This is a genomic window from Streptomyces niveiscabiei (assembly GCF_001419795.1).
Taxonomy (GTDB): Bacteria; Actinomycetota; Actinomycetes; order Streptomycetales; family Streptomycetaceae; genus Streptomyces; species Streptomyces niveiscabiei.
The window spans coordinates 1-19,109 of the sequence record NZ_LIRL01000974.1; the positions used below are offsets into that span (position 1 = coordinate 1).

15 protein-coding genes are annotated in these 19,109 nt (G+C 70.9%); 7 read left to right on the forward strand and 8 right to left on the reverse strand.

Features of this window, described 5'->3' with window-relative positions; genetic code table 11:
- Positions 1-22: 22 nt before the first annotated feature.
- On the reverse strand, positions 23-1,621 hold the full coding sequence (locus AOK24_RS38070) for an FAD-dependent monooxygenase (protein ID WP_055724510.1): 1,599 nt from the start codon (positions 1,619-1,621) through the stop codon (positions 23-25).
- Positions 1,622-1,650: 29 nt separating this feature from the next.
- Positions 1,651-2,664, reverse strand: coding sequence for a methyltransferase (locus AOK24_RS38075; protein WP_055724511.1), 1,014 nt, complete (start codon positions 2,662-2,664; stop codon positions 1,651-1,653).
- Positions 2,665-2,874: 210 nt separating this feature from the next.
- Between AOK24_RS38075 and AOK24_RS38080 the strand changes: the two genes are divergently transcribed.
- Complete coding sequence (locus tag AOK24_RS38080) at positions 2,875-4,488, forward strand: FAD-dependent monooxygenase (protein WP_055724512.1); 1,614 nt, start codon at positions 2,875-2,877, stop codon at positions 4,486-4,488.
- 13 nt (positions 4,489-4,501) lie between these two features.
- Positions 4,502-5,515 carry a methyltransferase gene (locus AOK24_RS38085; protein ID WP_055724513.1) on the forward strand — a complete coding sequence of 338 codons (1,014 nt, stop codon included), beginning with the start codon at positions 4,502-4,504 and terminating at the stop codon, positions 5,513-5,515.
- A gap of 4 nt (positions 5,516-5,519) precedes the next feature.
- On the opposite strand, the gene AOK24_RS38090 is transcribed toward AOK24_RS38085, so the two are convergent.
- Positions 5,520-5,996 carry a MarR family transcriptional regulator gene (locus AOK24_RS38090; protein WP_055724514.1) on the reverse strand — a complete coding sequence of 159 codons (477 nt, stop codon included), beginning with the start codon at positions 5,994-5,996 and terminating at the stop codon, positions 5,520-5,522.
- Positions 5,997-6,129: 133 nt separating this feature from the next.
- Here AOK24_RS38090 and AOK24_RS38095 point away from each other — a divergent pair, with 133 nt between their 5' ends.
- Positions 6,130-6,645 (forward strand): hypothetical protein, encoded by a 516-nt coding sequence (locus AOK24_RS38095; RefSeq protein WP_055724515.1) that lies wholly within the window; start codon positions 6,130-6,132, stop codon positions 6,643-6,645.
- A gap of 113 nt (positions 6,646-6,758) precedes the next feature.
- Entirely contained in the window at positions 6,759-8,024 is a 1,266-nt protein-coding gene (locus AOK24_RS38100; protein WP_055724516.1) for a cation:proton antiporter, read from the forward strand.
- Positions 8,025-8,179: 155 nt separating this feature from the next.
- Here AOK24_RS38100 and AOK24_RS38105 read toward each other — a convergent pair whose 3' ends face one another.
- The 3 genes from AOK24_RS38105 to AOK24_RS38115 are packed head-to-tail and all read right to left on the reverse strand — an operon-like array spanning position 8,180 to position 11,453.
- Positions 8,180-9,040, reverse strand: a complete 861-nt coding sequence (locus tag AOK24_RS38105) for an LLM class flavin-dependent oxidoreductase (protein ID WP_055724517.1) — start codon at positions 9,038-9,040, stop codon at positions 8,180-8,182.
- 14 nt (positions 9,041-9,054) lie between these two features.
- The gene (locus AOK24_RS38110; RefSeq protein ID WP_055724518.1) at positions 9,055-10,053 is read right to left on the reverse strand and encodes a methyltransferase; all 999 of its coding nucleotides are present in this window, start codon (positions 10,051-10,053) and stop codon (positions 9,055-9,057) included.
- Positions 10,053-11,453, reverse strand: coding sequence for an NAD(P)/FAD-dependent oxidoreductase (locus AOK24_RS38115; RefSeq protein WP_055724519.1), 1,401 nt, complete (start codon positions 11,451-11,453; stop codon positions 10,053-10,055). The genes AOK24_RS38110 and AOK24_RS38115 overlap by 1 nt, the downstream gene beginning before the upstream one ends.
- 201 nt (positions 11,454-11,654) lie before the next feature.
- Between AOK24_RS38115 and AOK24_RS38120 the strand changes: the two genes are divergently transcribed.
- Positions 11,655-12,191, forward strand: coding sequence for a VOC family protein (locus AOK24_RS38120; RefSeq protein WP_055724520.1), 537 nt, complete (start codon positions 11,655-11,657; stop codon positions 12,189-12,191).
- A gap of 90 nt (positions 12,192-12,281) precedes the next feature.
- Here AOK24_RS38120 and AOK24_RS38125 read toward each other — a convergent pair whose 3' ends face one another.
- Both AOK24_RS38125 and AOK24_RS38130 read right to left on the reverse strand, forming a co-directional pair.
- Complete coding sequence (locus AOK24_RS38125; protein ID WP_055724521.1) at positions 12,282-13,475, reverse strand: FAD-dependent monooxygenase; 1,194 nt, start codon at positions 13,473-13,475, stop codon at positions 12,282-12,284.
- Between the two features lie 216 nt (positions 13,476-13,691).
- Entirely contained in the window at positions 13,692-15,329 is a 1,638-nt protein-coding gene (locus AOK24_RS38130; protein WP_079057210.1) for a multicopper oxidase family protein, read from the reverse strand.
- Positions 15,330-15,488: 159 nt separating this feature from the next.
- On the opposite strand from AOK24_RS38130, the gene AOK24_RS38135 reads away from it, so the two are divergent.
- Positions 15,489-16,172: an SDR family NAD(P)-dependent oxidoreductase gene (locus AOK24_RS38135; RefSeq protein WP_055724522.1), complete on the forward strand. Its 684-nt coding sequence runs from the start codon at positions 15,489-15,491 to the stop codon at positions 16,170-16,172.
- 82 nt (positions 16,173-16,254) lie between these two features.
- Positions 16,255-18,399: an MMPL family transporter gene (locus AOK24_RS38140; protein ID WP_055724523.1), complete on the forward strand. Its 2,145-nt coding sequence runs from the start codon at positions 16,255-16,257 to the stop codon at positions 18,397-18,399.
- Positions 18,400-19,109: the final 710 nt, after the last annotated feature.

Genomic DNA, 19,109 nt, shown 5'->3' on the forward strand with positions numbered 1-19,109 from the left:
GTCCGGCGTTCCGCGTGAAGGGTCAGGCCCGGCCCAGGAGTTGCAGGACCGCCTCCGTGAGAACCTCCTCCGGCTTCTCCCCGGCGGTAGCCGCCCGCCAGGAGACGAACCCGTCGCTGCGGACGAGAACGGCCCCGTCGGAGCCGATGCCGTACCGGGACGGGAACGTACCGGAGGGGTCGGTCAGGCCGGCCGCACCGATGCGGTGGACCGTCAGGGAGACCCCCAGGGACTCCGCCACCGCAGAGGCCGCCGCCTCCCAGGCCCCGCCCCCCGCCCCGGTGACGAGCGTCGGCCCGGAGCCGTAGAGGTCGAGGGAGGAGAGGGAAGCCCCGTCCCTCTCCAGAGGAACGTGCGGCGCCCGTGTACCCGGCTCGCCGGAAAGCAGACGAGGCAGCACCGGCGGCCCCTCGGAGTACCGGTACCCGAACACCGTCGTGCTGTAGCTGTCCGCGGGACTGAGCCCCCCGTCCTCACCCCCTTCGGCGCCCGTACGGTCCTGCATCATCGCCATGGTCTGCTGAAGCGTCATCCAGGCGACGGGCTGCCGCTCGGCCTGGTACGTGTCGAGCAGCCCGTCCCCCGCGCTCCCGTCGAGCACGGCGACCAGCTTCCACGCGAGGTTGTGCGCGTCCTGGATGGCGAGGCTGGCCCCGAACCCCCCGGTGGGCGGCACGAGATGGGCGGCGTCCCCGACGAGGAACACCCGCCCCCGCCGGTACTCGCGAGCGACCTGCGCCCCGATGACGAAGCTGAGCCACTTCGCGCCCCCGGCGGGCAGCTGGGGAACGATCCGCACGGCGAGTTCGTCCACCCCGATCGCGGCCCGGACGAGCCCGATGGCCTGCTCCTCGGTGACCGTCTCCAGCGTGGTGTCCGCGGGCATCGGCGTCGCGAAGATCCACCGCTTGTCCCCGTCGTGCGCGAAGAGGATCGTGGACGGCGCCGGCTCGTCGAGGTAGCAGACCCCGACGGGCCGCCCCCGGGCGGCCTCGCTGAGATCCGCCTCGAACAGCACGGACACGGTGGTGGCGAACTCCCCGGGCCCGTCGAGCTGGATGCCCAGCTCGGTGCGGACGGGACTGCGCCCCCCGTCCGCGGCGATCAAGTACTGCGCGCGGACGGTCCGTTCACTCCCGCTCTCCCGGTCCCGCAGCACGGCGGTGACCCCGGAGTCGTCCTGCTCGAAGGAGACCAGCTCGGTGGCGAAGGCGAGCTGCGCGCCGAGTTCGACGGCGTGCGCGCGCAGCACGTGCTCCAGCCGGTCCTGGTCGATCGGCGCCCACTCGCAGGGGCTGACCTCACCGGACGGGTCGGGGCTGTCGGTCGGCCCCGCGAAGTGCTCCTCGGCGGCCAGCGTCCGCGCCCGGATCATCTGGAGCTTGCTGAAGTCCGTGGCGAGGCTGGCCTCGTCCCAGATCCGGGACTCCAGGCCCGCCTGCCGGTAGACCTCGACGGTGCGCGGGTTGATGCCCCGCGAGCGGGGGTGGCTCAGGGTGTCGGGGTGCCGTTCGACGACAAGGGTGCTGACCCCGTGCCGGGCGAGGAAGGCGGCGGTCGACAGGCCGGTGACCGCGCCCCCGACGACCAGCACCTGTACCTCGGTAGGCGCCGTGCTCATGGACGAACTCCTCTCTGCGGGCGGGGGGTTCAGGACTTCTTGCGGCACACGACGAGCGTGTCGTACTCGCTGAGCGGGGAGACCTCGACGTCGGCGAAGCCGACCTCGCGGGCGACGGCGACGGCCTCGGAGATCGGGTACTCCTCACCGCCGTCGGTGACGAGGAGCATGTCGAGGCTGATGACGAGGTTCTCGATGTGCGTGGACTCGTCCTCCAGCATCCGGTCGTAGATCAGCAGCGTCCCGCCGGGGTTGACGGCGTCGTACGCCTTCGCGATGAGGGCGGCGCGCTGGGACTTGTCCCAGTCGTGCAGGACGTGGCCGAGGACGACGACGTCGGCGGTGGGCAGCGGGTCGGTGAAGAAGCTTCCGCCGTGGAAGGTGACCCGTTCGGTGAGCCCGTCCTGGGCGACCCGCTCGTCGAAGAGCGGTTCCATGGCGGGCAGGTCGAAGACGTGTCCGGTGAGGTGGGGGTGGTGCTTGGTGATGATGGAGCACAGGTTGCCCCGCGCGCCGCCGACGTCGAGCACGGAGGCGTGCGCCGACCAGTCGTACTTCTGCGCCAGCTCGGGCCCGACGACGTGGGTGAGCGCGTCCATCATCCCGACGAACTGCCGCAGGATGTGCGGGTTCCTGGTGACGGCGTCGAAGTCGCTGCCGGACTGCTGCTGCCCGGTCCGCAGCCCCTCGGCGAGCCGCCCCCACGCCGGGTAGAGATTCCGGTTCGACCGCTCCAGGAACCCCCCGACGTACGTCTTCTCCCCCTGCACGAGATACGTGTCGGCCCCCTGGGAGTTCCGGTACGTCCCCCCACTGCGCTCCAGCAGCCCCAGCGCGGTGAGCAGGCTCAGGAAGTCCCCGAGCCCCCGCCCGTGCAGCTCCAGCGCCCCCCTGATCTCCTCCTCACTGGCCTCCCCCTTCTCATGCAGCACCGTGAACAACCGCAGCTCGACAGCGGTGAGCAACGCCTTGGCGTCACAGAACATGTTCCCCAGCCGGATGATCCCGGCAGGAGTACTGACGTCCGGAGTGGTGTGCGTCATGCTCATGCGCTCCTTCCAGCAGCCGCGGCGACCGTTTCGCCACGCGGCCAGGGGACCGTCGCACCCCCAGGTCGAGAGCCCCTCGAACCCGACCGGTGCACGCGACCGCCCACCGGAGCGGCCCCGCCCCTCTCCACCACCCCTTGAGCCTCCGCGGCTATTCATTCCGCGTCCGTCCGAAACCGTCCGACTCGTCCAGAGGGGACACGCATGTACGACGTGAGGATCCCGGTGCTGATCATCGGCGGGGGCCCGGTGGGGCTCTCGACCGCGCTGTTCAGCGGCCGGCGCGGTGTGCGCACGATGCTGCTGGAGAAGCGGGACACCACCTCCACCCTCCCGCGCGCCCCGGGCCTACAGGCCCGCACCATGGAATTGTTCCGGGCGGCAGGTCTGGGCCCGGAGATCAGGGCCCTGGAGATGGGCGACTCGCACGCCTATTTCGAGGGCGGCATCATCAAGGTCCACACCTTCGCCGAGATCGACGACGCGCTCCTGCTGGAGGCCCCGTCCCTGGACGGCCCGACGGTGAGCCCGGAGCGGGTGATGGGCTGCGGCCAGGACCGCTACGAGAAGGTGCTCGCGGAGAAGGCGATGGAGGCCGGCGCGGACGTCCGCTTCGGCACCCGCCTGATCTCGTTCGAACAGGACGAGGAGGGCGTCACCGCGATCGCCGAGGAGTCCGGCGGCAAGCGGTTCACGATCCGTGCCGACTACATGGTCGGCGCGGACGGCGCGGGCAGCCGCACCCGGGAGGCCCTGGGCATCCCCCGCTCCGGCCGGGGCACGGTCTTCGACGCCCTGAGCATCTACTTCCGCGCCCCCGAGCTCGAAGTCCTCCTGAAGGACCGCAAGTTCATCCTCTGCTACGCGAGCGCGGGCGGCACCCTGATGGGCCTGTCCCGGCTGCACGGCTGCGACCCGTGGCTGGCGACCCCCTTGTACTACCCGGACAAGGGCGAGAAGCCGGAGGACTTCGACGACGCCCGCTGCACGGACATCGTCCGCAAGGCGGCGGGCAAGAACATCGACGTCGAGGTCGTCGCGAAGGTCCCGTGGCGGGGCGCGCAGCTCGTCTCGGAGACGTTCCGCAAGGGCCGCGTCTTCCTCGCGGGCGACGCCGCGCACGTCCACCCCCCGGCGGGCGGCTTCGGCGCGAACACGGGCATCCACGACGCCCACAACCTGTCGTGGAAGCTCGCCGCGACCCTCCAGGGCTGGGGCTCGGACGCCCTGCTGGACACGTACGACGCGGAGCGCCGCCCGCTGGGCACGGCGATGTCGGAACAGGCCCTGGTCCGCAACCGCATCCGCCACGGGTACGCCACGCAGCAGGACCGCGCGGACTTCGTGGACGACGTGATCATCACCCTGGGCTACCGCTACCGCTCCTCGTCGGTGATCGCCGCGCCCGGCGCGAAGGTCCTCTCCCCCGACCTGGAGCTGGCGGGCGAGCCCGGCACGCGGGCCCCGCACCTGTGGCTGCGCAAGGGCGACGAGAAGATCTCCACGATCGACCTGTTCTGGGACGCGTACGTCCTGCTGCACGGCCCGGAGGGCACGGCGTGGGCGCAGGCGGCGACGAAGGTCGCGGAGAAGCTCGGCGTCCCGCTGCGCACGCACGCGATCGGCGAGGCGGAGGCCCTGAAGCCGGCGGAGGACCGCGCGTGGACGGACGTCTACGGCGTCGGCCCCCAGGGCGCGGTGCTGGTGCGCCCGGACGCGTTCGTGTCGTGGCGCTCGCAGGCCGCGGCCGGCGACCCGCTGGCGGTGCTGTCGGACGTGATCGCCCGCTCGGCCGGCCACACGCCGGCGTCGGTCTGAGGGGGCACCCGCGATGACTGACAGCACAGCGGGTGCCGTCCTCGGCCAGGCTATGGCGTTCCAGTCGGCGAAGCTGGTGCTGACGGGCATGGAGGTGGGCCTGTTCGAGGCGCTGGCGAAGGAGCCGGGTACGGCGGACGAGCTGCGCGGGCGGCTCGGCCTGCACGCGCGGGGCACCGCCCACTTCCTGGCGGCCCTGGCCGAACTGGGCTTCCTGGAGCGGGACGGGAACGGCACGTACCGCAACACGCCGATGGCCAGGGACTGCCTGGTGCCGGGCGGCGACGGCTATCTCGGCGGCTTCCTGCGGGCGGCCGACCAGGTGATGTACGCGGCGTGGGGCCGCCTCGCGGAGTCCCTGCGCACGGGTGCCCCGCAGGCGGCGACGTTCACCGGCGAGGACATGTTCGGGGAGCTGTACGACAGCGAGGAGAAGAAGGGCGGCCTCGTCGGCATGGCGGAGGACGCGAGCCGCCCGCTGATCCCGGCGCTGGCGTCCCGCTTCGACTGGGCGCCGCACCGGTCGGTGCTGGAGCTGGGCGGCTGCCGGGGGAACGTGCTGGCCGGGCTCGTCCGGGCGCATCCGCACCTGGACGCCCGGGTCTTCGACCTGCCGCAGATGGAGCCCGACTTCACCGCGCACATGGCGGCGATCGGGATGACCGGGCGGGTCGGCTTCCACGGCGGCGACTTCTTCGCGGGGCCGCTCCCGGAGGCCGACGTGGTGATGATCGGCCACTCGCTGATCGACTGGAACGACGAGCAGCGGCAGCGGCTGGTGCGGACGGCGTTCGAGGCGGTCCGGCCGGGCGGGGCGTTCCTCGTCTGGGACCCGGTGATCGTGGCCGGCGCGGACAGCTATCTGCGCAACCTGGTCCGCAGCCTCAACCTCCAGCTGATGACCCCGCACGGCACGGGCTACGACCTGGAGCAGTGCGCGGGCTGGATGCGGGCGGCGGGCTTCGCGTCCGTCGGCCACACGGCACTGGGCCACGACGTGACGCTGGTCGTGGCCAGGAAGGAGTGATCCCTCAGCCGCGGATCCGGGAGACGTGCTTCTCCTGGACCTCGCGGCTGCCGCGCACGAAGTCCAGCAGCAGCCCCAGTTCCTCGGCCGAGTACCGCTGGAGCCCGGCGTGCGCCTCCTCCGCGAGCGGCCGGTAGATCTCCTCGGCGGCCTTCCGGGTCCGCTCGCTGGCCCGGACGACCGACCGCCGCCGGTCCCCCGGGTCCGGTTCGCGCGTGAGGTATCCGAGCTTGTCGAGCCGGTCCAGCATGGCCGTGACACTGCCGGTGGTGAGTCCGAGCGCCGCACCCAGTTCCCCGGGTGCGGCGCTCTCGCGTTGCAGGAGTACGTCCAGACAGCGCAGGTCGGTCTGGTTGATGCCGAGCCGCGCGGCGGCGGCGGCGTCGACGGCCTCCACGGCGCTCTGGAGGGCCCGGACCTCGCCCGCGAGTTCCCAGGACAGCGCCTCTTTGTCCAGGCCGGTCACAGCTTCACTTGACATTCAAGTATCTCGACCTTCAAGATAGAAGTACGCCTTGACAGTCAAGATAGTTGACCGGCAAGGAAAATCAAGCCGCGCGCACAGGCTGAACGACATCGGGAATGTTGCCCGGGTTCCAAGGAGGAACACTGCGATGAGCACCCCGCACGACATGAACAAGGACAGTAACAACACCGAGGACACCGTTCTGGTGGAGGTGTACTACACCTCGGAGAAGAAGCTGGGGCACTGGACGGAGGCCCGCCGGATCGAGGTCCGCGCCCGCCGCTCCTCCCTCCACCTCGACCTGCGCTCCCACCACATCCCGGAGGGCGAGATCACCGTCCACCTCCAGGCCGAGCGCTCCACGGTCAAGCTCCTCGTCCCGGACGGCTCGACGGTCGACGAGCGCGAGCTCGAACTCCCCGACAACTCCAAGGTCAAGGACGCCCAGCGGCACGCGCCGGGCAGCGGCGGCCGGCGCATCCGGCTGATCGGCCGCCTCCAGCACAGCGAGGTGCGGATCTCCCGGGGCGGCATGGCCAACCTCAGCTCCATGTTCAGCCGGGAGTTCGTCGAGGAGGCCCGCAGGGCGCACCGCGACGGCGACCACCCGTCCCTCCCCGACCCCTCCCTGCCGGGCCCCCGGCCGAAGAGCGACGACGTGTGACACCTTCGACAGGACCTTGAGCGGCTCCCCTTACCTTCGCGGCCTGCACTGGCCCCGAAACGTCAAGGAGAGCCGCTCATGCGTACCGAGAACCCCGGCCGAGGGGACCGGCGATGGAACTGAGCACCCTCGGCAGACTGCTGCTGGCCCTGGCGGTCGTCGTCACCGTCGCCCGCCTCCTGGGCGCCCTGGCGAAACGCCTCCACCAGCCGCCCGTGATCGGCGAGATCATCGGCGGCATCCTCCTCGGCCCCACCCTCTTCGACGGCGCCATCACGTCCGCCCTCTTCCCCGCGGCCGTCCGCCCCTCCCTCACCGACCTCGCGAACATCGGCGTCTGCGTCTTCATGTTCCTGGTCGGCCTGGAGTTCAACCGCGACCTCCTGCGGGGCCAGGGCCGCATCGCGGCGAGCGTCTCCCTCAGCGCGATCGTCCTCCCCTTCTCCCTGGGCGCCCTCCTGGCCCTCCACCTCGCCGCCGACCACCCCACGGACGACAAGCTCGCCTTCGTCCTCTTCCTCGGTACGGCCATGTCGGTGACGGCCTTCCCGGTCCTCGCCCGCATCCTCACGGACAAGGGCCTCATCTCCACCCCCATCGGCGGCCTGGCCCTCGCCTCCGCCGCCGTGGACGACGTCCTGGCCTGGTCCCTCCTGGCCGCGGTCGCCGCCCTGGCCGGAGCCGCCGGCACGCCCTGGCACCTGGCGCTGGTGATTCCCTACGCGGCGGCGATGCTCTGGATAGTCCGCCCCCTGCTGGCGAAACTGGCCCGCAAGGACAAGGGCCACACCAGCTGGCCCATCGACGCGGCGGTCCTCCTGGCCGTGGCGGCCGGCGTCCTCCTCTCCGCCGAGGCCACCGACTGGATGGGCCTGCACCTGATCTTCGGCGCCTTCCTCCTCGGCATGGTCCTCCCCCGAGAAGGAGCAACCCGCCTGCGCAGCCGGGCCCTCCCCTGGATCGAACGCGTCTCCTCCCTCCTCCTGCTCCCGGTCTTCTTCATGGTCGCGGGCCTGAAGGTCAACCTCTCCACCCTGAACGCAACAGCCTTCGGCGAACTGGCCCTGATCCTCCTGGTCGCGATCGGCGGCAAATCCCTAGGCGCCTACACAGGAGCAAGGCTCAACGGCATCCGCCCCCGCCACGCAACAGTCCTGGCCCTCCTCATCAACACCAGGGGCCTGACAGAACTGATAGTCCTCACGGTGGGCCTCCAACTGGGCATCCTGGACCAGCAGCTGTACTCCCTGATGGTGGTCATGGCCCTGGTGACAACGGCGATGGCGGGCATCATCCTCCCGTTCGTGTACCCGGAGGATCGGGTTCGCCAAGACCAGAAGGCCAACGAATCACCAAAACCAACTCAACGCACGCTCTGACAAACAACGGGCGGGGCGGCTGCAAAGCCGCCCCGCCCGTGCTTAGGGGCGCGGGGCTGTATCAATTTGCGGCTACCGCCGCGCGGGCGCGATCAACCACGAATCACCCGCAGCCGCCCCACAACCCCACCCGGCACCCCCTTAGGCGCCCGGCCTCAGCTCAGCGCAGCCTTCGCCAACAACTCCAGCTGCCCCAATTCCGCCGTACAGGGAAACACGAGCAACTCGTCACAGCCCGCCCCCTCATACGCCGAAACCGTCTCCCGAAGCGCCTCCGCCCCGATGACCACCGCCTTCGCGGCCATCTCGGCCTTGGGCCCGATGAACGCGTAGTAGGACCGGAGATAGCTCTCGGCGACATCCCGAGCCCCGGGCCCGAGGCAGGCGTACACCAGAGCCACCAGTCGAGGTGACTCCGTACGACCAGCCCCCCGCCACGCGTCCCGCGCACGGCCCGCGAGATCCGCATACCCGGTCGCGGAGGACCCCCCGGCGATCCACCCGTCCGCCAGCCGAGCGGCACGCGCCATTGCGGCCGGCGTATGCCCGCCCACGATCAGCTCGGGCCGATCCGCGTCGGAGAAGACGGGCCCGATCCCGGGCACGGGCCCGCGCCCGCCCCAGATCTCCCGCATCTCGGCGATCATCGCGTCGAGCCGCCGCCCCCGGTCCCCGTAAGCCGCCCCGGTGGCCCGGAAATCGTCGTCCCGCCCACCGGCGGCGACCCCCAGCGTGAGCCGTCCGCCGGACAACGCGTGGACGGTGGCCGCCTGCTTCGCCAGCACGGCGGTCCCCGGCCGGTACGCGGCGATGAGGATGCTGGACGTGAGCCGGATCCGCTCGGTCACGGCAGCCGCCGCGGCCAACGACGTCAGCGACTCGTAGTTGTCGTACACCAGCCGGTCGAGGACACCGAGGCTCGCGAACCCGAGGTTCTCGGCCTCCCGGGCCCACCCCGTGAGGCGAGCCCCGTCGACGTCCGGCACGGTCGTGGGAAGCCCCACTCCGATCTCCATGGAACACCCCCCTCTCAGCCGGGCTTGCGGGCGACGAGCAACGTGTTGCCGAGGAGCAGCGGATGCCGCGTGACGTCACCGAACCCGGCGACCCGCATCCACTGTTCGCAGTCGCCGGGGTGGTAGCCGGCCCCGGCGGGCGTCATGACGAGCATGTGCAGGCTGGACACGAGCGCGGGGAGGTGCGGCTCGTCCCCCGGCATCGGGTCGTACACGAGCAGCGCGCCGCCGGGCGAGACCGCGTCGTACGCCTTGCGCACGAGCGTCTTGCGCTCGTCGACGGAGAAGTCGGCGAGGACGTGCCCGATGATCACGGCGTCGGCGCCGGGCAGCGGGTCGGCGAAGAAGTCGCCGCCGGTGAAGCCGAGCCGCCCCTCGACGCCGAGGGTCTTGGCGTGTTCGGCGCAGGGCCCGGCGTTCTGGGGCCGGTCGAAGACGCGGGCGGTCAGCGCGGGCTGGGCCTGGAGGATGAGCCCGGCGAGATTGCCGCGCGCCCCGCCGACGTCGACGAGGGTCGAGAACGCCCCGAAGTCGACGGCGTCGAGCAGCTGCGGCACGAGCGGGGCGCTCAGCGCGTCCTGCATGGCGAGGAACGTCCGGCGGGCCCGGGGGTCGTCGAGCATGGCCTCGAAGTCGCCCTCGGCCTGCGGCTTCCCGGTGCGCAGCGCCTCGGTGAGCCGCCCCCAGGCGGGGTAGAGGACGTGGTTGGCCCCGTCGAGGAACCCGCCCTTGTAGGTGTCGCCGCGCACGAGGCAGGCCTGCGCGAGGGGGCTGTTGCGGTAGCGCCCCTCCTCCTTCTCCAGCAGCCCGAGGGCGACGAGCGCGTCGAAGAAGTCGGTGGCGGCCCGCGCGTGCAGCCCGGTCGCGGCCCGCAGCTCCTCGGTCTCGGCGCTGCCCTCGACGGTGGCCGCGAGGACGGTGAACAGGTCGATCTCGACGGCGCTCAGGAGCAGCTTGGAGACGGTGAAGCTGTGCGCGAGCCCGCTGATCTTGGTGATGTCGTCGGGGATCATCAGCCCTGGTTCCCTTCGGCGCGGCGCAGCCCCAGCCTGGGCCCGAAGGTGAGGTAGAGGCCGCCGACGGCGTTGGCCGGGTTCATGGGCGCCTGCTTCTGCTCGTGCACCTTGTTGAGGTTGGCGAGCGGGTTGGGGTCGCCGCTGGTGGCGCCGTTGAGGTGGGCGTGGACGCTGGCGTAGACGTCCTGCGCGTCGTCCATGTCGGCGATGCCGGTGACGATGCGGTTGAACGCCTCCTGGAGGTCGAGGCTGTCGCGCTGGCTCTGGGTGAGGCGCTGGGCGTTGTAGAAGTGGTGCTCCTTGCCCCGGTAGCTCTCGTAGAAGACGGAGACGAGGACCAGGAGGCGTTCGTAGGCGTGCCGGTAGACGGTCTGGTAGAAGTCCCACGCCTCGTCCTCGCCGACCTCCCCGCGCAGCACGCTGCCGAGGCTCGCGGCGCTGAGCATGCCGCTGTACGTGGCGAGGTGGACGCCGGTGGACAGCAGCGGGTCGAGGAAGCAGGCGGCGTCGCCGCTGAGGAGGTAGCCGGGGCCGCAGAACTTCTCGGCGGTGTACGAGTAGTCCTGCTCGACCTTCATCCCGGCGACCTGCTCGGCGCCCTCCAGCAGCCCGGCGACCTGCGGGCACTCGGTGACGACCTGGTCGTACACCTCCTGGATGCCGCCCATCCGGCGCTTCTTCTCGTTGAAGATGTCCCGGCCGGTGACGAGGCCGACGCTGGTCGTGCCGTCGTGCAGGGGGATGACCCAGAACCAGCCGTCGGGCGCCGAGCACACGGCGATGGCTCCGTCGGGCCCCCGGTCGAGGCGTTTGACGCCCTTCCAGTAGGTCCAGGCGGCCACGTTCTGGAACACCTCGTGGTACTGGCGGTTCTTGTGCTGCCGGGCGGCGATGAGGCCGGTGCGGCCGGACGCGTCGATGACGTAGTCGAAGGAGATCCGCCCGGACCGGGACGGGTCCTTGATGCCGGCCCAGCTCGCGGCGACGGGGCGGCCGTTCTCGAAGTGGACCTCCTTGACGGTGGTCTCCTCGACGACGGTCACCCCGAGTTCGGCGGCGTGGCGCAGGAGGATCTCGTCGAACTCGGAGCGCACGACCTGCCAGGCGTTGGTGCCGTCCGCGCCGAGGCCGCCGAAGTTGACCTCCCACTCCTCGGGGCCCCAGAAGAAGTAGGCGCCGCCCTTGGGCTGGAAGCCGTGGCTGTTGACCTTGTCCCAGACGCCGAGGTGTTCGAGGATCGGGCGGCACGAGGGGAGGATGGACTCGCCGATGTGGTAGCGGGGGAACTTCTCCCGTTCCAGCAGGGTGACCTCGAAGCCCTCCTTGGCCAGCAGACCGGCCGCCGTCGAGCCGGCGGGGCCTCCCCCGATGACGAGGATCTGCGTGGAGTCGCGCATGAGATCTCCAATCTCTGCGTCCCCCCGGGACGCGGTAGCGGGGCGGAATGCCGTCGCCACCGTGAAGGCCCACGCTGGAAAGGGAGTTGAAGGGGGCTCGATGCACTCGTTCGAGTGGTGTGCGAGCCTCCCGCAAGCAGGAATCGGCCACCGTCTGACTCAATCGTGCTCTGTACATCACATAGCACGAGGAGTGACCTGATGAGGACGTCGTCGAACGCGCGAAGATGGGCCGCGAGCACGGGCGTGACCGCGCTGCTGCTGGTGGGTCTGAACAGTGTCGGCAACGCCGTCGCCGAGCCCGAGGCGCAGCGCACCGCGGCGGTCGCCGCGGCGGCCCCGGCCCGTCTCGGCCAGCCGAACCTGTACACCAGCGACGTCGACAAGATGCTCGACTTCTACAAGAACGCCCTGGGATTCCAGGTGGACTTCCGATTCCCGGCGGTGGGGACCGCGGCCTTCGGAACCGTGTCCAAGGGGGACGCCTACTACATCACTTTCACGTCGTTCGACACGATCAAGCAGAACACTCCGCTGAAGCACATCGGCAAGTCGACGCAGAAGCAGTCGGACATCGCCGTGCTGACCGCGGACGTGGACGCCGCGTTCACGAAGGCGAAGAACGCCGGGGCGAAGGTCCTGATGGCGCCGAAGAACCAGCCGTGGGGGGAGCGTCAGGCGTACGTGGCCGACCCTGAGGGCAACTACGTGCAGATCTCCACGCACTCAGATCACTGAGCCCACAAGCTCACTGAGTTCACCGAGCCATACCGAAGAGGGAACCGGCAGGGCACGGTCCCTGCCGGTTCCCGAGGCCGCCGTCCGTCGTCAGCGGGCGGCGGCCACGGCGTTCTCGGCCACCTTCTCCTCCCAGGAGACCCGGTAGGAGTACACGGGGATGGTCGCCTTGACGCCGAGCTTCAGGAAGAACGGCAGGACCAGGTCGCGGACCGCCCGGGCGAGGCCGTTGGGCGCCGCCTTCTGGTTGCCGGTCCGGCGCCCTTCCTTGATGATCTTCTCCACGCGGTCCTGGCGGATCGCCTGGAACGCGGCGAACGCCCGCTGCGGGGTGGGCAGATCGCGCAGGCACTTGGCCAGCACGATCGCGTCCTCCATCGCCATCGACGCGCCCTGTCCGACGTGCGGCGAGGTGGCGTGCGCGGCGTCGCCGACGAGGCAGACCTTGCCGCGGTGCCACAGGGGCAGCGTCAGCATGTCGTAGATGGGGTAGCCGAGGATGCCGTCCGGCGTGGAGTCGATGATCGCCGAGACCGGGTGGTGGTCCTTGCGGTGGCGCTCCAGGAGGCGCTTCTTCCACACCTCGTGCGGGGTGCGCTCGGTCTCGCCGCGGCCGGGCTCGACGGGCTCGTGGTAGTTCTCGAACCAGTAGACCTCGCCGCCGGGGGTGGTCTGGTAGCCGAAGAAGCCCTTGTAGCAGAAGGACATCCGCATGACGCCGTCGGCGGGCGCGGCGTCCCGGGAGCGGGTGTAGCCGGCGGTGCCGATCACCCCGGTGTACTCGGGGTGGGGGGCGTCGGGCATGACGGTGTAGCGGGTCTTGGAGTGGATGCCGTCGCAGCCGATGAGGATGTCCGCCTCGGCGGTGGAGCCGTCGGCGAAGCGGATCAGCACGCCGTCGTCGGTCTCGGCGACGGTCTCGAAGAACTTGCCGTACTCGATCCGGATGCCGCGCCGTACGGCCGCCTCACGCAGGCCCTTGTTGAGGAGGCCGCGCTTGAGCAGGAGGGTCTCGGCGGGGTTCTCGCCGAGCTTCTTGCCGTGGTGGTTGAGGAAGGCGGTGCTGGTGGTGGCGGAGCCGTACTGCTCGACGTCCTTGCGGATGCCCAGGGTGTCGAGGACGGCGAGGCCGTTGGGGGCCAGGTTGAGGAAGGCGCCCGCTTCGTCGCGGGGCTCCTCGCGGCCCTCGTAGATGACCGCCTCGATCCCCGCCTTCTGCAGGAACAGGGCCAGGACCGGTCCGGCGATACCGCAGCCGATGAGGGCCGCGCTCCTTGTGTTCATCACAGTGTTCCTCCTGGAACCTGGGCAACATTCCGCTCTTGGCGCACGTCGATTCCTCTTGAAGGCCGATCTTCTTGACCTTCAAGGCACTCCTTTATCTTGAGGGTCAAGATACTCGAATGTCAAGCGAAGGCCGTCGGTCGAAGCCCGTACGTGTCCGGACGCGAAGAAGCGCCGCACCCGGCGTCCCGGCTACGGCGCTCCCTCTCCCGGCGGTCAGTGGTGCGACGCCTCTACGCTGCGCGGCGCGCTGCCCTCCGTACCGGGCTTCACGACCGTGAACTGGCCCATCATTCCGACGTCCTCGTGCCGCAGGATGTGGCAGTGGAACATGTACGGCGTCTTCGGATCGGTGTACGGCGGCAGCGCGACCGCGAGCCGCATCGTGCCGCCCGGCGGCACCCGCACGGTGTCCTTGGGCCCCTTGAGCCAGGCGTCCGGCTTCTTGCCGCCGTAGTCGATGACGTTGAAGGTGAGGCCGTGGACGTGGAAGTTGTGGACGACCTCCGCGTCCCCGCTCACCTCCCAGATCTCGACCTTCCCGGCCGGGCAGACCTCGTCGATCCGGCTCATGTCCATGCCCTTGCCGTTGATCACGGTGCTGTTGAAGTCGAAGGTCCGCACCTTCGCGTCGGCCGGCACCTCGATCGCGGCCTGCGCCCCGCGTAACCTCCCGGGCAGCGGGCGCGATGCGGCGAGCCGGGCCTTGGCGCGCACCTCGATCATGTCGAAGGTGTCCTCGCCGCCTCCGAACCGCTTGGTCGGGAACGACAGCCCCAGCTCCGGCGGATAGCTGCGCAGCACGACCTTCTCGCCGGGCTTGAACTTGACGACGATCTCGGCGCGTTCACCCGGCGACAGCTGCAACCGCCGCAGCGGCAGGGGCTGTTCGAGGAGCCCGTTCTCCTGGCCGACGAGGTGGAACTCGCGGCTGTCGGTGAACGCCAGGTTGTAGGAACGGGCGTTGGAGCCGTTGAGCAGCCGGAACCGGACGAGGGTGGTGGACACCTCGACGTGCGGGTCGTACGTGCCGTTGACGAGGATCTTGTCGCCGAGCACCCCCGGGCTGCCGACCCCGGCGAGGCTCTGGAGGAAGGAGGCGCCGCGCAGGTCGATGGAGCCGTCGTCGCTGAAGGCGCGGTCCTGGAGGATCAGCGGAATGTCGTCCACGCCATAGGAGTTGGGCAGGCCGGCCTTGTCCGCCTCGTCGTCCTCGACGATGAACAGGCCCGCGATGCCCCGGGACACGTGGTCGGCGGTGCTCTGGTGCGGGTGCGGGTGGTACCAGAGGGTCGCGGCGGGCTGGGCGATCTCCCACTGCGGCTTCCAGGTCTCGCCGGGGCGGACCATCTGGTGCGGGCCGCCGTCCATCTCGGCGGGCAGGTGCATGCCGTGCCAGTGCAGGGTGGTCGACTCGGGGAGGTCGTTGGTCAGGGAGACCGCGATCTTCTGGCCCTTGCGCACTCTCAACGTGGGCCCGAGGAAAGCCCCGTTGATGCCCCAGGTCGAGGTCTCCTTGCCGGGCAGCAGCTCGCTCCTGCCCTTCTGCGCGGTGAGTTCGAAGACGCGCCGCCCGGAGCCGTCGTCCTTCCCCTCCAGGAGAGGGGGGATGCGCACCTTGTTCCCGAAGGAGAGGTCGCCGACGTTGCTGAGCTTGCGGCCCCGGTAGGCGACGGCGAAGTTCGCGGCGTACGCGCCCGCGCCGAGCACCCCGACGCCGAGCACCCCGCCGGTGATGAGCAGAATCCTGCGGCGGATGGTCCTGGGGCGCTTCGCGGGCGCCCCACCGCCCGGCTCCACGGCCTGACCGCTCCCCCGGTGGGGGTCGGTCGTGGAGCTTTTTTTACCAGTCATTGGGGAATTATGGGCTCGCCCTCCGGAGCCGCGGGGGAGTCTTGCTCGATTCCTGCTCGATCGGGTGGCGAAGCCGCATGTCACACGGTTCGAGCGGTTCTCCAGCCGCCGGCCGCATGCTCGGCCCTGTCCGCGCCCGCGTCCGGTCCAGGAGTCGACATGTCCCCTTCCTTCACCGCCCTCGTGACCGGGGCGAACCGCGGGCTCGGCCTCGCCGTGGCCGCCGAACTGTACTCCCGCGGCCACCGGGTCCTGCTCGCCGCCCGCGACAAGGACGCCGCGACCGAGGCCGCCGAGAAGCTGGGCCCGTACGCCGTCCCCCTCGTCCTCGACGTCACCGACCAGGCGTCCGTGGACCGCGCGGCCGGCCACGCGGGCGCCGTCGACATCCTCGTCAACAACGCGGGCGTACAGCTGGACTGGGGCGAGACCCCCTCGGCCATCGGCCTCGACTCCGTACGGCACACCCTGGACGTCAATCTGCTGGGCGCCTGGCGGATGGCGCAGGCGCTGGTGCCGGGCATGGTCGGGCGCGGGTGGGGAAGGGTCGTCAACGTGTCCAGCGGCGCGGCCTCCTTCGCGTACGGGCCGGCGGCGCAGTGCCCGGCGTACTCCGCGTCCAAGGCGGCGCTGAACGCGCTGACCGTGATGCTGGCCAAGGAGACGGAGGGGACCGGCGTCCTGGTCAACTCGGTGAACCCGGGGCTGGTCAGGACCCGGATGCGGCCCGAAGCGGAACGGACGGCCGAGGAGGCCGCGGTCACCGTCGCGGACGCCGCGACGCTCCCCGAGGGCGGCCCTTCGGGGGTGTTCCTGCGCGCCGGGGGCACGATGCCGTGGTGAGTCCAGCGTGACTGTACTCGGACACTAGCGGTCTGTGGGTGGATGTCTCCCCATCTCTTCCACAAGGGGAATCACGACCACCATGTCTACTCGCCCACCCGAGCCCGGTGTCTTCTCCCGGATCGCGGTCTTCGCCAACCGGCACCGGTGGACCGCGCTGGTCCTGTGGCTCGTCGTGCTCGTCGGCGTCTGGGCCGGCGCCTCGCAGGCGGGCGACCGCTACCGGGACGACTACTCGCTGCCCGGCACCGAGACCCAGAACGCGCTGGCGATCCTGGAGGACCACGGCGCGGGCAACGCCTGGAACACCGTCAGCATCGTCCTGCACGACAAGAGCGGTGTCCGCAACTCCGGCACCGAGAGCGCGGTCGCGGGGATGCTGAAGCAGGTCTCCGGGCTGCCGGGCGTCGTCGGGGTCACCAGTCCGTACGAGGACAAGTCCGCGGTGTCGGCCGACGGGACGATCGGCTACGCCACCGTCGAGCTCGACCGGCCCGCCGAGGACGTACCCGTCGCACAGAGCAAGAAGATCCTCGACACCGCGCGGGAGATCGAGAAGAAGGACGGCCTCCAGGTCGAGCTGGGCGGCGAGGCCGCGCGCAAGCTGGGGCAGAACCAGGGCAGCGGGGCCGAGGGCGCGGGGATCTTCGCGGCGCTGCTGATCCTGCTGTTCATGTTCGGCACGGTGATCGCCGCGAGCCTGCCCGTCATCACGGCCGTGTTCGCGGTCGGCGCGACGCTGGGCGTCATCGTGCTCGCCTCGCACGAGTTCACGATCGCCAGCTACTCGCCGTATGTCATGTCCCTGGTCGGTCTGGGCGTGGGGATCGACTACGCGCTGCTGATCTTCGCGCGCTACCGGGCCGAACTGGTCAAGGACGTCGCGCCCGACGAGGCCGAGCGCCGTGCCCTCGAAGGGGCCGGGCGGACCGTGCTGTTCGCGGGGTGCACCGTCATCATCGCGCTGCTCGGGCTCGTCGCGCTCGGCCTCGGGTCGCTGCGCGGGATGGCTCTCGCGGTCGCGCTGACCGTGCTGCTCACCATGCTGGCCTCGCTGACCCTGCTGCCGTCGCTGCTCGCCATCTTCGGGAAGCGGTTCGCCCGGCAGTTCACCGCGCGGCACCGCAAGAGAATGGAGAAGGGCAAGGCCGAGGAGGGTGCGCGGTGGCGGGCCTGGGGGCAGGCCGTCCAGCGGCGGCCCTGGGCCGCGCTGCTGCTGCCCGTCGTCGCGCTGGGCGCCCTCGCCGCGCCCGCCGCCGACCTGCGGCTCGGGCTCGCCGACGCCGGGAACGACCCCGACGGCACGACCAGCCGGGTCGCCTACGACCTCCTCGCCAAGGGGTTCGGGCCCGGGTTCAACGGGCCGCTCGTCATCGTCACCGAGGGGGACGACGCGGTGCGGGCCGCCGGCGCCGCCGCCGGGACGCTGCGCGAGACGCCCGGGATCGCGCTGGTCAACGGGCCCATCCCGACCGGGGACGGGAAGGCCGCGATGCTGCTGGCCGTCCCGAAGACGTCCCCGCAGGACGAGGCGACCACGGCACTCGTCCACCATCTGCGGGACGACGTGCTGCCGCAGGTGAGCGCGCGGACCAAGGCCGAGTACCTGGTGGGCGGGGCGACCGGGGCCGTCATCGACTTCTCCGACACCATCGGGGGCAAGCTGCCGCTGTTCGTGACGATCGTCATCGGCCTCTCGGTGCTGCTGCTGATGATGGTCTTCCGCTCCGTCCTGATCCCCCTCAAGGCGGCCGTCCTCAACCTCCTCAGCGTCGGCGCCGCGCTCGGCGCGGTCTCGCTCGTCTTCCAGCACGGCTGGTTCGGCGCGGAGCCCGGACCGATCGAGGCGTTCATCCCGACGATGATCTTCGCGATCGTCTTCGGCCTCTCGATGGACTACGAGATCTTCCTCGTCTCCCGCATGCGCGAGGAGTGGCTCCGCACCGGGGACGCCGCCCGCGCCGTCCGCGAGGGCCTCGCCCACACCGGCGCCGTCGTCACCGCCGCCGGCGCCGTCATGATCGTCGTCTTCGGCGGCTTCATGCTCAGCCCCGACCGCATGCTCCGCCAGTTCGGCTTCGGCCTCGCCGTCGCGATCCTCATCGACGCGGTCATCATCCGCTGCCTCATCGTCCCGGCCGCAATGCGCCTCCTCGGAAAACACGCCTGGTGGCTCCCGAGCCCGGTGGCGAAAGTCCTCCCGGAAGTCCGCGTGGAGCAACACTAGCCACGCACACCACCAACACCCGGCGGAACCCCGAGGCTTCCGCCGGGTACGCCGAGGTCACGACGGGCCGAGGGCGGCCGGCTCAGGGCCGGGTCCATCAGCGCGGTTCCGGACGACTCCGGACCGAATCCATCAGCGCCGTACCAGACGCCTCCGGACCGAATCCATCAGCGCCATGCCATCAGCGTGGTGCCGGACGGCTCATGAGCGGGCTCCCACCGCGGCGAGCGGCCGGGGGCCCGCGCCGTTCGCCGGTGCCGAGTCCATCAGCCCCACGCCATCAGCCTCGTGCCGCGCGGCTCATGAACGGGCTCCCACCGCGGCAAGCGGCCGGCGGCCCGCCGCCATTCGCCGGTGCCGAGTCCACCGGCCCCACGCCACCAGCGTCGTGCCGGGCAGCTCATGAGCGAGCCCCCACCACGGCAAGCGGCCGGGGACCCGCCGCCGTTCACCTGCGCCGAATCCATCAGCCCCACGCCAGACAGCCCCGGACCGAATCCATCAACCCCACACCATCAGCGTCGTGCCAGACGGCTCATGGGCGGGCCCCCACCGCGGCGAGCGGCCGGGGGCCCGGCGCCGTTCGCCGGTCCGGAGCGGGCTCGCCGGCATCCGCCGCGTACCCGAACCGCGAGGCGCGGAAGGCCGCCGCGCGCTGTCCACCGGCCCGGGCCCGTCACGTGCCACCCCGTCGCGGTCGGCCCCCACCC

Bases quoted from the DNA above. Each gene is read 5' to 3' on its own strand.
- AOK24_RS38070 (WP_055724510.1), bottom strand. From the start codon at position 1,621: ATGAGCACGGCGCCTACCGAGGTACAGGTGCTGGTCGTCGGGGGCGCG.
- AOK24_RS38075 (WP_055724511.1), bottom strand. From the start codon at position 2,664: ATGACGCACACCACTCCGGACGTCAGTACTCCTGCCGGGATCATCCGG.
- AOK24_RS38080 (WP_055724512.1), top strand. From the start codon at position 2,875: ATGTACGACGTGAGGATCCCGGTGCTGATCATCGGCGGGGGCCCGGTG.
- AOK24_RS38085 (WP_055724513.1), top strand. From the start codon at position 4,502: ATGACTGACAGCACAGCGGGTGCCGTCCTCGGCCAGGCTATGGCGTTC.
- AOK24_RS38090 (WP_055724514.1), bottom strand. From the start codon at position 5,996: ATGTCAAGTGAAGCTGTGACCGGCCTGGACAAAGAGGCGCTGTCCTGG.
- AOK24_RS38095 (WP_055724515.1), top strand. From the start codon at position 6,130: ATGAGCACCCCGCACGACATGAACAAGGACAGTAACAACACCGAGGAC.
- AOK24_RS38100 (WP_055724516.1), top strand. From the start codon at position 6,759: ATGGAACTGAGCACCCTCGGCAGACTGCTGCTGGCCCTGGCGGTCGTC.
- AOK24_RS38105 (WP_055724517.1), bottom strand. From the start codon at position 9,040: ATGGAGATCGGAGTGGGGCTTCCCACGACCGTGCCGGACGTCGACGGG.
- AOK24_RS38110 (WP_055724518.1), bottom strand. From the start codon at position 10,053: ATGATCCCCGACGACATCACCAAGATCAGCGGGCTCGCGCACAGCTTC.
- AOK24_RS38115 (WP_055724519.1), bottom strand. From the start codon at position 11,453: ATGCGCGACTCCACGCAGATCCTCGTCATCGGGGGAGGCCCCGCCGGC.
- AOK24_RS38120 (WP_055724520.1), top strand. From the start codon at position 11,655: ATGAGGACGTCGTCGAACGCGCGAAGATGGGCCGCGAGCACGGGCGTG.
- AOK24_RS38125 (WP_055724521.1), bottom strand. From the start codon at position 13,475: ATGAACACAAGGAGCGCGGCCCTCATCGGCTGCGGTATCGCCGGACCG.
- AOK24_RS38130 (WP_079057210.1), bottom strand. From the start codon at position 15,329: ATGACTGGTAAAAAAAGCTCCACGACCGACCCCCACCGGGGGAGCGGT.
- AOK24_RS38135 (WP_055724522.1), top strand. From the start codon at position 15,489: ATGTCCCCTTCCTTCACCGCCCTCGTGACCGGGGCGAACCGCGGGCTC.
- AOK24_RS38140 (WP_055724523.1), top strand. From the start codon at position 16,255: ATGTCTACTCGCCCACCCGAGCCCGGTGTCTTCTCCCGGATCGCGGTC.